This window comes from Aggregatibacter actinomycetemcomitans (assembly GCF_003130205.1).
Lineage (GTDB): Bacteria > Pseudomonadota > Gammaproteobacteria > Enterobacterales > Pasteurellaceae > Aggregatibacter > Aggregatibacter actinomycetemcomitans_A.
The window spans coordinates 264,492-279,245 of sequence record NZ_NRDF01000001.1 but is presented as its reverse complement, the minus strand read 5'-3'; the positions used below and the strand labels follow the sequence as shown (position 1 = coordinate 279,245).

General features: G+C 44.9%; 11 protein-coding genes. 1 reads left to right on the top strand and 10 read right to left on the bottom strand.

Features of this window, described 5'->3' with window-relative positions; all coding sequences use genetic code 11:
* Positions 1–32: 32 nt before the first annotated feature.
* The 10 genes from DK423_RS01325 to glnS form a co-directional block, all read right to left on the bottom strand.
* Positions 33–2,498 carry a glycogen/starch/alpha-glucan phosphorylase gene (locus DK423_RS01325; protein ID WP_032996602.1) on the bottom strand — a complete coding sequence of 822 codons (2,466 nt, stop codon included), beginning with the start codon at positions 2,496–2,498 and terminating at the stop codon, positions 33–35.
* 123 nt (positions 2,499–2,621) lie between these two features.
* Entirely contained in the window at positions 2,622–4,061 is a 1,440-nt protein-coding gene (glgA, locus tag DK423_RS01320; RefSeq protein ID WP_109043846.1) for a glycogen synthase GlgA, read from the bottom strand.
* Positions 4,062–4,267: 206 nt separating this feature from the next.
* Positions 4,268–5,578, bottom strand: coding sequence for a glucose-1-phosphate adenylyltransferase (glgC, locus tag DK423_RS01315; protein WP_061886870.1), 1,311 nt, complete (start codon positions 5,576–5,578; stop codon positions 4,268–4,270).
* A 26-nt stretch (positions 5,579–5,604) separates the two neighbouring features.
* Positions 5,605–7,614, bottom strand: coding sequence for a glycogen debranching protein GlgX (gene glgX, locus DK423_RS01310; protein WP_005556859.1), 2,010 nt, complete (start codon positions 7,612–7,614; stop codon positions 5,605–5,607).
* Positions 7,611–9,806 carry a 1,4-alpha-glucan branching protein GlgB gene (gene glgB / locus DK423_RS01305; RefSeq protein WP_061886869.1) on the bottom strand — a complete coding sequence of 732 codons (2,196 nt, stop codon included), beginning with the start codon at positions 9,804–9,806 and terminating at the stop codon, positions 7,611–7,613. The genes glgX and glgB overlap by 4 nt, the downstream gene beginning before the upstream one ends.
* Before the next feature lie 12 nt (positions 9,807–9,818).
* Positions 9,819–10,367, bottom strand: a complete 549-nt coding sequence (locus tag DK423_RS01300) for a hypothetical protein (protein ID WP_005556855.1) — start codon at positions 10,365–10,367, stop codon at positions 9,819–9,821.
* A gap of 99 nt (positions 10,368–10,466) precedes the next feature.
* A complete protein-coding gene (locus tag DK423_RS01295; protein ID WP_005556852.1) occupies positions 10,467–10,901 on the bottom strand; it encodes a YcgN family cysteine cluster protein in 435 nt (144 codons plus the stop codon).
* A 67-nt stretch (positions 10,902–10,968) separates the two neighbouring features.
* Positions 10,969–11,265, bottom strand: coding sequence for a HigA family addiction module antitoxin (locus DK423_RS01290; protein ID WP_005556850.1), 297 nt, complete (start codon positions 11,263–11,265; stop codon positions 10,969–10,971).
* Positions 11,266–11,274: 9 nt separating this feature from the next.
* Entirely contained in the window at positions 11,275–11,553 is a 279-nt protein-coding gene (locus DK423_RS01285) for a type II toxin-antitoxin system RelE/ParE family toxin (protein ID WP_032996621.1), read from the bottom strand.
* Positions 11,554–11,672: 119 nt separating this feature from the next.
* On the bottom strand, positions 11,673–13,364 hold the full coding sequence (gene glnS, locus DK423_RS01280) for a glutamine--tRNA ligase (RefSeq protein ID WP_005556847.1): 1,692 nt from the start codon (positions 13,362–13,364) through the stop codon (positions 11,673–11,675).
* Between the two features lie 200 nt (positions 13,365–13,564).
* On the opposite strand from glnS, the gene DK423_RS01275 reads away from it, so the two are divergent.
* Positions 13,565–14,743 carry an efflux RND transporter periplasmic adaptor subunit gene (locus DK423_RS01275; protein ID WP_005556845.1) on the top strand — a complete coding sequence of 393 codons (1,179 nt, stop codon included), beginning with the start codon at positions 13,565–13,567 and terminating at the stop codon, positions 14,741–14,743.
* The last annotated feature ends 11 nt before the right edge of the window (positions 14,744–14,754 follow it).

The window sequence follows — 14,754 nt, the reverse complement described above, 5'->3', positions numbered from 1 at the left end:
CAAGATGAGCGGGGTTAATTTTTAATGGTCGGTTATTTTGCCAGTTTTAGCGGTTCAATATTCCAGATATTTTCCGCGTATTCCTTAATCGTCCGGTCGGAGGAGAAATAGCCCATGTTGACGATGTTTTGAATAGTGCTTTTAATCCACGCATCACGGTTTTTATATTTCTCGTCCACCACTTTTTGCATATCAACATAACTGCGGAAATCGGCAAACACCTGATAATAGTCGTGATATTGGAGACCCTGTAACAATTGCAGATAGCGATTCGGGTCATTCGGTGAGAACGCGCCGTTGATGATTTGATCAACCACCGTTCTTAATTCCGCGTCATTTTGATAATAATCAAACGGACGGTAACCGTCACGGCGTAACTGCTCTACTTGCTCAACGGTGTTACCGAAAATGAAGATGTTGTCTTTACCGACATTTTCGAGAATTTCCACGTTCGCACCGTCCAACGTACCTAATATTAAGGCGCCGTTAAGGGCGAACTTCATGTTACCGGTACCGGAGGCTTCCGTACCCGCCAGGGAGATTTGCTCGGAAGTATCCGCCGCCGGAATGATTAACTGCGCCAGACTGACGCTGTAGTTCGGGATGAATACTACTTTTAAACGACCGCGCAAACGGACATCGTTATTAATCACGTTGGCAACGTCATTAATCAAATGAATGGTTTGTTTTGCCGCGTAGTAAGCGGAAGCGGCTTTACCGGCTAAGATAAAGACACGCGGTTGCCAGTCTTTTTCCAGGTGAGCCAGCATTTCATTGTAACGTGCGATAATGTGCAACACGTTGAGAATTTGGCGTTTATATTCATGAATACGCTTCACCTGCACATCAAACAAAGCGTGCGGGTCAAGCTCAATGCCCAATTCTTTCTTCACATAATTGGCAAGACGTACTTTGTTATCGAATTTAATGTCGGCAGTAGCGCATTTAAATTCAGATTCATTGGCGTGTTCTTTCAACAATGCAATTTGGCTTAAATCACAACGCCAGTCGCTACCGATATATTGATCGAAAAGTGCCGCCAATTTCGGGTTCGCTACGGCTAACCAACGACGCGGTGTAATACCGTTGGTAACATTGGTGAAGCGTTCCGGATAAATACGGGCGAAGTCGGCAAAGGTTGAGGTTACCATCAAATCGGAGTGAATTGCCGCCACGCCGTTGACTTTGTGAGAACCTACTACGGACAACCAGCCCATGCGCACTTTACGTTGATCACCCTCTTCTACCAAAGATACGCGACGGATGAAATCCATGTCGGTGGTGATGTAGGTTTTTACATATTCGAGGAAATGATCGTTAATTTCAAAAATCATTTGTAAATGACGCGGTAGGATTTTCGCCATCATTTCTACCGGCCAGGTTTCCAATGCTTCGGACATTAAGGTGTGGCAGGTATAAGAGAAAATACGACGGGTCATATCCCAGGCTTTTTGCCATGCGAAACATTCTTCATCAATTAATATGCGCATTAATTCGGGAATTGCCAATGCCGGGTGGGTGTCATTTAAGTGAACCGCCACTTTTTCCGCAAGATTCTCAATGGTGTTATGGGTACGTTTATGACGACGAATAATATCCTGTAATGAGGCGGAAACCAGGAAATATTCCTGACGTAAACGCAATTCACGACCGTTCCAAGTGGAATCGTCCGGATATAACACGCGGGAAAGGTTTTTAATTGACGCACGGCTTTCCATCGCGGCAATGTGTTGACCGCGATTGAAATCGTCTAAATTGAACATTTCACCGGCGTGTGCGGCCCATAAACGTAAAGTTGCCGCAGAATCATTTTGATAGCCCGGGATAACTTGGTCATAGGCCAATGCTACGACGCGCTCACCGATGTCCCAAATACATTTTTTATCTTCAAAATGAATGTTGCCGCCGAAAGGCACGGTGAAGCGTTTAGACGGGCGAATAAACTCCCACGGTGCACCTTTTTCCAACCACGCATCCGGGCGTTCTACCTGTTGACCGTCTTCAATTTTTTGCCGGAACATTCCATATTCGTAACGAATACCATACCCCATGCCCGGTAAACCCAACGTTGCAATAGAATCCATAAAACAAGCCGCCAAACGACCTAAACCGCCATTCCCCAAGCCCGGGTCCACTTCCTTTTGAATAATTTCTTCCAAATCAACATTAAGCTCGGAAAGCGCATCACGGGTGATTTCATAAAGCCCTTCGGCAATCATAGCGTTAGACAAAGTGCGACCGATCAAAAACTCCATGGATAAATAATAAACGCGACGTGAGCCTTCTACTCTGGCTCGGCGGGCGGTGGTGATCCAACCTTCCGTAACAAAATCACGCACTGCATATAAGGTCGCGTTTAACCAGTCGCGTTGACTTGCCTCTTTAGGCGAGCGCCCGATAAGAAAAATCAGTTTATAGACGATCGCCTTCTTCAATGATGCCACATCGATTTCGGGATGATCGTACAAGAATGGAGAATCGAAGTTATCCATTATCATATAAAATAGTCCTCAGTTAACAATCAAAAAAACGGGTGAAATTTTAATCATTCGAGATAAAAAAACAACAATAATATTCCGTTCAAGCCGCATTTTTACTTGAACGAAAGATTAACTATTTCATTACTTAGATAAAATTCGTTGATATAAATGTTGGTAGTGGGTTGCAGAGATTTGCCAACTGAAATCTTGTTCCATTGCAATAACTCGAACACTTGCCCATAAGCGTTGTTTTTTCCATAAAGCAAATGCCGCTTGCAACGCATGACGTAAGTCATCAGCTGTTGCGTGTGTAAAGACAAAACCTGTTGCTGTTCGCGTTTGAATATTTTCGACGGAAGCGTTAACCACCGTATCCGCCAAGCCGCCGGTTGCGCGGACTAATGGCAATGTGCCGTATTTCAAGCCGTATAATTGGGTTAAACCGCAAGGCTCAAAACGACTTGGGACTAAAATCACATCCCCGCCGGCAAGCATTAAATGGGATAACGCTTCATCGTAACCGATTTTCACGGCAACATTTTGCGGATAATCTTCCGCTAATTTGCGAATTCCCGCTTCCAAGTGCGGTGCGCCGGAGCCGAGAATCACAAGTTGCCCGCCTTGTTTAACGATTTCATCGGCGCTTTCTAACAGTAAATCCACGCCTTTTTGTTCCGTTAAGCGGGTGACCATCACAAACAATAGCGCATCGGATCGCTGCGGTAGGTTGAAATAAGCCTGTAAATCCGCTTTATTTTTCCCTTTTCCGCCCATGTATTTCAATTTATACGCGTGCTGAATGTATTGATCGCAATTCGGGTGCCAGATTTTTTCATCGACCCCGTTTAAAATGCCCACCAAACGACCTTCTTGATCGAGGCTGGACAATAAACCTTGTAAACCATACGCAAATTCCGGCGTGGTAATTTCTCTCGCATAGGTCGGGCTCACCGCCGTAACCACATCGGAATAATACAAACCTGCTTTCAAATAAGAAATTTGCCCGAAGAGTTCCAAACCGTTCACATGGAACATTTCTGCCGGCAAACCAATTTCAAATAAATGGCGATAATCAAACGGACCTTGATACGCCAGATTATGGATAGTGAATACCGATTTGGCAGGACGCCCTTTATGGTATAAATACGCGGCTGCCAGTCCGGCGTGCCAGTCATGGGCATGCACCACTTCTGCACGCCACCAGCTGTCCAAACCGGTCGCCAGTTCCGCACCAACCCAACCCAACAGGGCAAAGCGTTTATAGTTATCGGCGTAATCGTTGTAATTGGCATCGTGATAAGGATTACCCTCGCGTGTGTACAAATGCGGCGCGTCAATCAAATAAACGCCGATGCCGTTGTATTCACCGTAACGTAAAATAATGTGTCTGGCGAAATTATCAAATTCCGCCACGACGGAAGTATGCGGAATACCGACTGCAATGGCAGGATATGCCGGTAGTACGATTCGCGTATCAATGCCGATGTCTTTTTGTGCAAAAGGCAAGGCGCCCATGACATCGGCTAACCCGCCGGTTTTCAGTAAAGGATATAACTCCGAGCAAACGTGTAATACTTTCATTTAATTTCCTAATGACCCTTGATTAATGGCGCATTTATACGCCCTACTCTAAAAGTGCGGTTAAAAATTCAAGTGTTTTTTAACCTTAATAATGACAAATGACACATGTCTTCCGACGTGTACCTATAATAAATAGTTTTATCTTAGGCACATACGATAAAACATACACCATCATAATAAAAAGCACCGTGAAAAACGACCGCACTTTAATCCAGGTGCTCTTCATCGACAACTTCACGCCCTTCTAATTTTTTCAACATAGAAGGGGTAACCAACACCACTTTACCGCTGGAACTGACGCGGAAACGTTGGCGATCCAATTCTTTATCCACGCCGATATGCATACCGTCCGGGATAATACAGTGGCGATCGATAATACAGTGTGTTAACACGCAGTTTTTCCCGATTTCCACTTCCGGCAACACCACGGAATGGTCGATTTGCGAACCTTCGTTAATTTTAATGCGGTCAAACAGCACGGAATAACTGATTGACGCATCGGTAATCACGCAGCCACCACCGATAAGCGAGTTATCCACCGGTTTGATATTGGTGTTTTTATAAAAGAATTTAGATGGATAGGCTTGCACCGGATTACCACGAATCGGCCAGGTTTGGTCATAAATATCCAATTGCGGACTTTCGGAAACTAAATCAATATTGGATTGCCAGAAGCTGTCTAATGTCCCTACGTCGCGCCAGTAAATATCACCTTCGGTATTACGTCCCATGCAGGAACGGCTGAACGGATGGGCGTATAACGTGCCTTCTTCCAGGCATTTCGGCAATACGTCTTTACCGAAGTCATGAGACGTGCAAGGCGTGTTGACTTCCCGATTCAGCATTTCATAGAGGTAATCGGCGTTAAACACATAGATCCCCATGGATGCCAATGAAGTATCCGGTCTGCCTGCCATTGCCGGCGGATCTTTCGGTTTTTCCACGAAGGCTTTGACTTTCAAATTTTCATTTACCGCCATAACGCCGAATTCACTGGCTTCGCAACGCGGCACTTCAATACAGCCGACGGTACATTTTGCCCCGCTGGTCACATGATCCAACAGCATTTGACTGTAATCCTGTTTGTAAATGTGGTCGCCGGCTAAGATCAGAATGTATTTCGGTTTATAGTGATTGCGAATAATCGCCATATTTTGATACACCGCGTCCGCCGTGCCGCGATACCAGGTGGAATCGTCAATTTGTTGACGCGCCGGCAACATATCGATAAATTCGCCGCGTTCCTGCGGTAAGAACGACCAACCTTTTTGCAAATGGCGCAACAAAGAATGGGCGGCATATTGCGTAACCACACCGATACGGTTTAAGCTGGAGTTAATACAGTTGGAAAGCGCGAAGTCAATGATACGACGATTCCCCCCGAAATAAAGTGCCGGTTTCGCACGTTTATCCGTCAGCTCATGAAGACGTGAACCGCGCCCGCCGGCTAAAATAAGAACAAGCGTATCTTTAACAAGATCGTATTTGTTGGGTAATTGGGAAAGACTACTTTTCATAGCGAACTCCATTCTTTGTTATATGATTAATATTTCCGCAACACACAAAATGCCAATCCATCGACTTCCACCTGATTTTCGTGCAACGTGAAGTGTGTTGTCCCGCATACATGTTTCCATTGACTTACCGCTTGCATAGGCAATGTAAAATGTTGTTTTTCCGCTTTGGCATTGATTAAGAAAATCCATTGCTCATCTAATACCACTTGTAGCGTTTTATTTTCTCGATTGTGCCAATCATCAATGCTCATCGGCGCCCCATGAGCATTAAGCCAAGACACGTTTTCTTGTGACCACCAACGGTCACTCAGCAAACTTGCAATTTGTTTTCGTAACGCAATCGTTTGGCCGGTGAGGTTAAACAGTTCCTGATTAAATGACTGCCATTTTAACCAGGTAATTTCATTATCCTGACAATAGGCGTTGTTATTGCCGAATTGACTGTTGCCGAATTCGTCGCCCGCCAATAACATCGGCGTGCCGTTGGAAAGCAATAAACTCATGAGCAAACTGCCCGCCGTTAAAACGCGCTGATTTTCCACCGCACTTTGGTGCGGATCGGTTAAATCTAATTCGCTGTCTTCAATGCCGTGGTTATAACTGTAATTTTCATTGCGCCCGTCTCGGTTTTCTTCGCCGTTGGCTTCATTGTGTTTTTGGTTATAACTGGTTAAATCGCGCAATGTGAAGCCGTCATGGGCCGTAATGAAATTCAGCGACGTATGGGGCTGACGCTGTTCCCGTTTGAAAATATCGCCGGAGCCCGCCAGACGTTCGGCAAATTCGCCCACTTCCCCGCTTTTCCATAACCAGAAACGACACATATCATCACGGAAACGGTCATTCCATTCGGCGAAATAATGCGGGAAATTGCCTAATTGATAGCCATAATGCCCGATGTCCCAAGGCTCGCTGATCAATTTAACCCGCTGCAAACTCAGTGTTTGCGCAATGTCATTAAACAACGCCGCGTGGTGATTGAAATCCGGCGTTTCGCGCCCTAACGCGGTCGCCAAATCGAAACGGAAACCGTCCACATGGCATTCTTCCACCCAATAACGCAGGCAATCCACTACCCAGCGACGGGTAATGTCATTGGACAAATTCAGCATATTGCCGCAACCGGTCCAGTTGAGGTATTCACCTTGCGGGGTTTGCCAATAATAGGTTTCATCATCGATTCCGCGTTGACTGAAGGTCGGGAAGTGTTTTTCCGATTCCGCGGTGTGATTGAACACCACGTCTAAAATCACTTCAATACCCGCCTCATGCAACGCTTTAACCATGCCTTTAAATTCATTTAACGGATTCGCCATATTGGCTTGCGAGCAATATTTCGGCTCCACGGCAAACATGGCTAACGGGTTGTAACCCCAATAATTTGCTAACCCTTTTTGCTGTAAGTGCGGTTCGCTTACCGCGTAATTTACCGGCAACAATTCCACGGCGGTGATGCCTAATTTCTGCAAATACGCAATCGTTTGCGCATGCGACAAACCAGCATAGGTGCCGCGTATTGCCTCCGGTAATTCCGCTTGTAACTTGGTAAAGCCCTTCACACTCAATTCATACACGATGGTTTCGGTCCAGGGCGTATTCGGCGCTTTATCATCCTGCCAGTCAAATGCACGATCAATCACCACCGCTTTCGGTGCATAACGAGCGTTATCCCGCTCATCGTTCAGCAAAAACCACGCCTGCGCTTCCGGCGAGCTTAAATCCGGTTTGCCCATCACGGCTTTGGCATAAGGGTCCAGCATCAATTTTTGCGGATTCGCCTTAAAAGTGCGGTCATTTTTTGCGGTGATTCTGAAACCGTATTGGGTTCCGTCAGCCACACCGCTTAGCGCCAAATGCCATACGTTGTCGGAATTAACCATGTTAAAACGGGATTCCCACTCCCCTTCAAACAGGCAAAGTTCCACCTGTTGCGCTGCCGACGAATACAGGGCGAAGTTAGTTATCTGTTCGCCGTTTTCTTCATATTGGCTATAACCAAAAGGATAAGGTTTACCGTTATTTTTTACTGCAATCATGCTTTACCCTGATATTTCAAATAGATAGTTGCCAGCGGCGGAATCGACACGGAAATGGAATTCGCCCGATTGTGACTTGCAATATCCTCGCTGTGTACGGCACCCAGGTTGCCAACATTTGAACCGGCGTAATAACCGGAGTCGGTATTTAAAATTTCGTGATATTCGCCGGCGACATTCACACCGAGACGATAATCATGACGTGGCACCGGCGTGAAGTTACTGATCACGATAATGCGTTCACCGTCACGGCTGCGACGTTCAAAGGCAAAGACGGAATTTTGCGCGTCATCTGCGACCAGCCAATCAAAGCCCTGCGGATCGGAATCCAGCTCAAAGAGCGGTGCGTTTTCGCGGTAAATTTTATTGAGATCTTTCACCAGCTGTTGTACGCCGATATGCCATTGACCGCCAATGCCTTCATCCAACAGGAACCAATCCAGACTTTCACGGTAATTCCATTCGCGACCTTGGGCGAATTCATTACCCATAAATAGCAATTTTTTGCCCGGATGGCCCCACATATAACCGTAATAGGCGCGCAAGTTAGCGAATTTTTGCCACGCATCGCCCGGCATTTTACCGATAAGGGAACATTTGCCATGCACCACTTCATCATGAGAAAGCGGCAATACAAAGTTTTCGCTGTATTGATACATCATGCCGAAAGTCATTTGGTTGTGGTGATACTGGCGATAAACCAGGTCTTTTTCCATATAAGATAGGGTGTCGTTCATCCAGCCCATATTCCATTTGAAATTAAACCCTAAACCGCCCTGCTCGCTCGGATGGGTCACGCCGGTGAAGGCGGTGGATTCTTCCGCAATGGCGATGGAACCCGGTACTTCGGTATGGATTTTCCAGTTGGTATGTTTCAAAAATTCAATGGCTTCCAGGTTTTCCCATCCGCCGTATTGATTCGGAATCCACTGCCCTTCGGCGCGGCTGTAATCACGATAAATCATGGAAGCGACCGCATCGACCCGAATACCATCGACACCAAAACGCTCAAGCCAGTACAGGGCATTACTGGATAAGAAATTCTTAACTTCGTTGCGTCCGTAGTTATAAATCAGCGTATTCCAATCTTGGTGATACCCTTCGCGCGGATTGGCGTGTTCATACAATGCCGTACCGTCAAATGCCACCAAACCGTGGGTATCGCTCGGGAAATGCCCCGGCACCCAGTCGAGAATCACGTTAATGCCGGCATCGTGCGCCCGCTCTACCAAACGTTTAAAGCCTTCCGGTGTGCCGAAACGGCTAGTTGGAGAATACAGTCCTAACGGTTGATAACCCCAAGAACCGTCAAACGGGAACTCGGACAACGGTAAAAATTCAATATGGGTGAACCCCATTTCCTGCACGTAAGGAATCAATTCGTCGGCGATTTGGTCGTAATCCAACCAGAAATTGTTTTCCAGGTTACGTCGCCAGGAACCTAAATGCACCTCATAGATGGAAATCGGCTGATCCCATTGATTGGCTTTGCCACGGGCTTCCGTCATTGGCACGACACTCGGCAACGGGCTGATTTGTGACGCGGTATCGGGACGTAACTGAGAACTAAAGGCATAAGGGTCGGCTTTTAAGCGGAGATTGCCGTGGCAATCGATTAATTCGAATTTATACAGTTGCCCTAGGGAGACTTTCGGCAGGAACAATTCCCACACGCCGCTTGCCGGATGTAATCGCATCGGATGGCGGCGACCGTCCCAATAGTTAAAATCGCCTACCACGGAAACCCGTTTGGCATTCGGCGCCCACAAACGGAAATTCACACCTGAGACGCCGTCACATTCAATAAAATGCGCACCTAATACTTCATACGGGCGTAAAAACGAACCTTCCGACAACAACCACTGATCCAAATCATTAATCATCAGGTGGTAACGATACGGGTCTTCAATTATTTGTGACTCTTTGCCCCAATACACCTGTAATTGATACGCAAAGAAATTCCGTGTGTTCGGTACAACACCGGCAAAAAAGCCTCTGTCATCTAAACGCGTTAATTCGCACAGGGTTTCCTGATTTTCTTTTTCAATGACCAAAACACGGCTTGCATCGGGCAATAAGACACGAATTTCAATACCGTTTTCGGTTTCGTGCATACCTAATACGGAAAACGGATCACCATGTGTGCCGTTAAAAAACTGATTGATAACTGATTGCGCTACTAATTGAGCCATAATGAATCCTCGCTAAGCGTTGCGTGCTTGATTAATTAAAGAGAAAAACGAAGCAATGTGTTCATCATTGAAAATAAGATCTAATAATTTGCTTAATTTCTTACGCCAGCCGATGGTATTTTCTTCCACCTGCTGCTCTTGGTATTCGAAGATGTCCAATACATTAATACAACAACGCCCCGCCCTGTGCTTTTTTAAATGCATCAAATGCCTTAATTGGCAATATCTGAAAGGCTGCTGAGAAAGTTGAATAGATTGAGAATCGGAAAGGGATTGTTCGGCACATTTATTGCCCTGTTCATCGAAAAGTTGATAATGCAATGAACAAGAAGGAAGAGATAAACGGGTTAAATCATAATAGATAATGTCATTCTCAAACATCGTAATCACATCATCAAATTCCCCTTTAGAACATTCTGATTTATTAGGCGGCTGTAGTAATTTGATAAAATACGATAACGTTTGCGTACCGGCATAAATTAAATGCCTGCCACTATCATAATGAGCTAAAGCAAGTTCTAATTTTTCTGTGGATTGCTTGATGGAGTCTGGAATTTGCATATAAAACCTACTACAACATATGACAAGAAAAATAACGATTGTTAAGTATTGTAGTAGAGGTTAACACAAAAACAACGCTTTTAGTGCAAATTAGTGATCTCAATCAAGAATAAAATCGAACCAATCAATAACATCCCGTTCATGAATGCCGTATTTAATTAAAATATCGGCTTTTTTTACGCTATTGGGATCGCCGCTGATAAGCGGGTGCCATGCAGGCAATGGTTTTCCTTCATGTAATAAACGATAAGCACAGGTGACGGGCAGCCAGTCGAAATCCGACAAGTTTTCTTTGGTGAGCTTGGTGCAATCTTCTTCCAATTCAAAACGCCGCGCATATTGACCGCACTTTCCCGTTTCCAAATCCAGCAGATTGCAGGCAATGCGCGTGTAATACAAACGCTCATATTTGCCATCGCCGTCAATATATTTACGGTAACAACACTTCCCGCACCCGTCATATAACGCCTCCCACTCGGCGTCGTTCATGTCAAGTAAGGTTTTGTGTAGCCCAAAATCGGGGTCTAATTGCATAGTGAAAAATGATAAAGAAAAGTGCGGTCGAAATTCATCGCGAAAAACGACCGCACTTTATTGATAATTAAACATTGACGGTGACAGGAGTAATATGAAAATCAGCTTTTTGATTAGCTAACCACAAATCATAGTTTGCTTGTTGATGTAACCAACTTTCAGGACTTGGGCTATTCTTCCCCAACCATAAATGTAAACGTAGCGCCATTTCCGCACTAATTGCCGATTTACCATTTAATAAACGAGACAATGTCACGCGATTCACGCCAAGTTGCTTGGCGGCTTCAGTCACGGTTAAACCAAGTTCCGGCAAAATGTCCTCACGAATCACTTCTGCCGGATGTGGCGGATTAAACATATTCATTTTGTACTCCTAGTGATAATCCTGATAATCAACAATTTCCGCGTGATTATTTTCCAATTTAAACGTCAAACGCCAATTTCCATTAACCTTAACACTCCAATGTCCGGCTAACTTCCCGGTTAACGGATGTAAATGCCAGCCGGGCAAGTTCATATCATTAGGCGTTTTTGCACAGTCTAACCTAGCTAATAAGCGAGCCAGTTTCGCTGCGTGAGCAACCTGAACTCCCGAAGTGGATCCTGTTTGGTAAAAGCGTTCAAGACCTTTATGTTTAAAAGATAATATCACAATATACATCCTAATTTGCGCTAAATTGTAGCACATAACACTACAACAAGATAACGCAATACAAAAAAAGTGCGGTCGAAATTCATTGTGAAAAACGACCGCACTTTATGTGATTGAATTTAGAAACCTTCTTTAAGGCTTACTGTTAAGTTAAACACCAAATGTTCCGGACGACTGTCTTTGCTGTCGGCACAGAAATAACCTTCACGTTCAAATTGATAGCCTTTTTCAGCTTCTGCGTTACCAAGGCTTTGCTCCACGAAACCCTGTTTCACCACTAAAGAAGTTGGGTTTAATACGCTTTCGATATCTTCTTCTGCGCCCGGATTTGGCACGGTGAATAAACGATCGTATAAACGAAATTCTGCCGGATGATTATGCGCCGCAGACACCCAGTGAATCACGCCTTTTACTTTGCGACCGTCTGCCGGATTTTTACCCAAAGTTTCCGGATCGTAAGTACAGAAAATCGTGGTGATTTCACCGTTGGCATCTTTTTCTACGCGTTCCGCTTTAATCACATAAGCATTGCGCAAACGCACTTCTTTGCCCAGCACTAAGCGTTTATATTGTTTATTCGCTTCTTCGCGGAAATCTGCGCGATCAATGTAGATCTCTTTCGTGAATGGTAATTGGCGCTCACCTAATTCCGGACGATTCGGGTGATTTGGTGCGGTCAAAATTTCTTTGCCTTCAAAGTTTTCAATCACCACTTTCACCGGATCAATCACCGCCATGGCGCGCGGTGCATTTTGGTTCAAGTCATCACGAATGCAGGCTTCTAATGCGCTGTATTCCACCACGTTATCTTGTTTGGTGACACCGATACGGCGGCAGAATTCACGAATTGAGGCAGGTGTATAACCGCGACGGCGCAAGCCTGAAATCGTCGGCATACGCGGGTCGTTCCAGCCATCCACAATTTCATCGTTTACCAGTTTTAATAATTTACGTTTAGAGGTTAACGTGCCTTCTAAATTTAAACGGGAGAACTCGTATTGATGCGGTAGTGGACGTTCAATGCTGATATTTTCCAACACCCAATCATATAAACGACGGTTATCTTGGAACTCAAGGGTACATAAGGAGTGCGTAATACGCTCAAGGGCATCAGAAATACAATGGGTGAAATCATACATCGGATAAATGCACCATTTGTCGCCCGTTTGGTGATGGCTGGCAAATTTAATGCGATAAAGTACCGGATCGCGCATCACCATAAACGGTGACGCCATGTCAATTTTTGCACGTAGGCTGGCTTTACCCTCGGCAAATTCGCCGTTTTTCATTTTTTCAAATAAGGCAAGGTTTTCTTCCACGCTACGATCACGATACGGGCTGTTTTTGCCCGGTTCGGTTAAGGTGCCGCGATATTCACGCATTTCTTCCGGCGAAAGTTCATCCACATATGCCAACCCTTTTTTGATAAGTTCAATGGCGTAACCATAAAGTGCATCAAAATAATCGGAGGCATAATGCACTTCGCCCGCCCAATGGAAACCCAGCCATTCCACGTCGGCTTTGATGGAATCCACATATTCCACATCTTCTTTCACCGGATTGGTATCGTCAAAACGTAAGTTACATAACCCTTGATAATCTTTCGCAATACCAAAATTCAAGCAAATAGATTTGGCATGACCGATGTGCAAATAGCCGTTTGGCTCAGGCGGGAAACGCGTGTAAACGTTATTGTGTTTACCGCTTTCTAAATCTTCATCAATAATTTGAGTAATAAAATTGTGCGGACGGCTATTTTCCGTCGTTTCTGATACAGTTTCTGTGCTCATAGTTTTCTCATTAAAACGCATAAAAAAATAACCGCACTATTCTACACGCTTCAGCATAAAAAGCGAGGAATGCAGCTTATTGTTGCAATAAATTTGCAAACTACCCTTATTTTTAACTGAATATCATTGAGAGAATAGTGACAACGCGCTAAAAATTTTAATAATTTCTTAAGTTTTGTTGTATATTGTGGCGATTCATTGTGGACTTATGAGAGAAAAAAATGACGAAAAAACCTCTTATTATTACTGCTATTGCAGCCGCTGTGATTACCGGCGGTTATTTTTTTGTACGTGATTCCGGCGCACAAACCACTTACTTAACGGAAGAAGTCAAACGCGGCAATATTGAAAAGAACGTGGTTGCTACCGGTTCCATCGAAAGCACCAACACCGTTGATGTGGGCGCGCAAGTGTCAGGGAAAGTCACCAAACTTTATGTCAAACTGGGACAACAGGTGAAAAAAGGCGATTTAATTGCTGAGATTGATTCCACCACCCAAATTAATACGTTAAACACCCGCAAAGCCGCCTTGGCGAGTTATCAAGCCCAATTAATTGCACGCAAAACCGCTTACGATGTGGCGCTTTCCAATTACAATCGCTTGTCCAAATTATACGGGCAAAAAGCCACTTCATTGGACACATTAAATACCGCTAAAGCCACCTTGAATAATGCCAAAGCGGAAATGGACGTGGTGCAGGAAAATATTAAACAGGCGGAAATTGAAGTGAACACCGCCGAAACCAACGTGGGCTACACCAAAATCACCTCCCCGATTGACGGCACGGTGATTTCCACACCGGTATCCGAAGGGCAAACGGTGAACTCCAATCAAACCACGCCGACCATCATTAAAGTGGCGGATTTGAGCAAAATGCGGATTAAACCGGAGATTTCCGAAGGCGATATTACCAAAGTCAAAGCGGGGCAAGAGGTGACCTTCACTATTTTATCCGATAACAAAACCGTTTATCACGCCAAAATTGATTCCGTAGACCCGGCAACAACCACCATCAGCGACAATTCAAGCTCAAACAGTTCAAGTTCCGGTTCCTCCTCCGGTTCAAGCAGCAATGCAGTATATTACTACGCCAACATTATCGTTGAAAATCCCGAACATGTTTTGCGCATTGGTATGACCACGGAAAATAACATTAAAATTGCCGATGTGCAAAATGTGTTGTTTATTCCGAATTTGGCAGTGCAAAAGCAGCAAGACAAATATGTAGTCAATGTACTAAACGGCAATACAACACAGGAACGGGAAATTGAAATCGGCGTGCAAAATGATTTCCAAACGGAAGTAAAATCCGGTTTAACGGAAGGCGAAAAAGTAGTGATTTCACAAGTTGCTGCCGGTGAAACCTTCGGTGATCCCGATGCCCCGATTATCTTCTAAAGTGCGGTGGG

Coding starts and splice junctions, on each gene's coding strand:
- DK423_RS01325 (WP_032996602.1), bottom strand. CDS start 2,498: ATGATAATGGATAACTTCGATTCTCCATTCTTGTACGATCATCCCGAA.
- glgA (WP_109043846.1), bottom strand. CDS start 4,061: ATGAAAGTATTACACGTTTGCTCGGAGTTATATCCTTTACTGAAAACC.
- glgC (WP_061886870.1), bottom strand. CDS start 5,578: ATGAAAAGTAGTCTTTCCCAATTACCCAACAAATACGATCTTGTTAAA.
- glgX (WP_005556859.1), bottom strand. CDS start 7,614: ATGATTGCAGTAAAAAATAACGGTAAACCTTATCCTTTTGGTTATAGC.
- glgB (WP_061886869.1), bottom strand. CDS start 9,806: ATGGCTCAATTAGTAGCGCAATCAGTTATCAATCAGTTTTTTAACGGC.
- DK423_RS01300 (WP_005556855.1), bottom strand. CDS start 10,367: ATGCAAATTCCAGACTCCATCAAGCAATCCACAGAAAAATTAGAACTT.
- DK423_RS01295 (WP_005556852.1), bottom strand. CDS start 10,901: ATGCAATTAGACCCCGATTTTGGGCTACACAAAACCTTACTTGACATG.
- DK423_RS01290 (WP_005556850.1), bottom strand. CDS start 11,265: ATGAATATGTTTAATCCGCCACATCCGGCAGAAGTGATTCGTGAGGAC.
- glnS (WP_005556847.1), bottom strand. CDS start 13,364: ATGCGTTTTAATGAGAAAACTATGAGCACAGAAACTGTATCAGAAACG.
- DK423_RS01275 (WP_005556845.1), top strand. CDS start 13,565: ATGACGAAAAAACCTCTTATTATTACTGCTATTGCAGCCGCTGTGATT.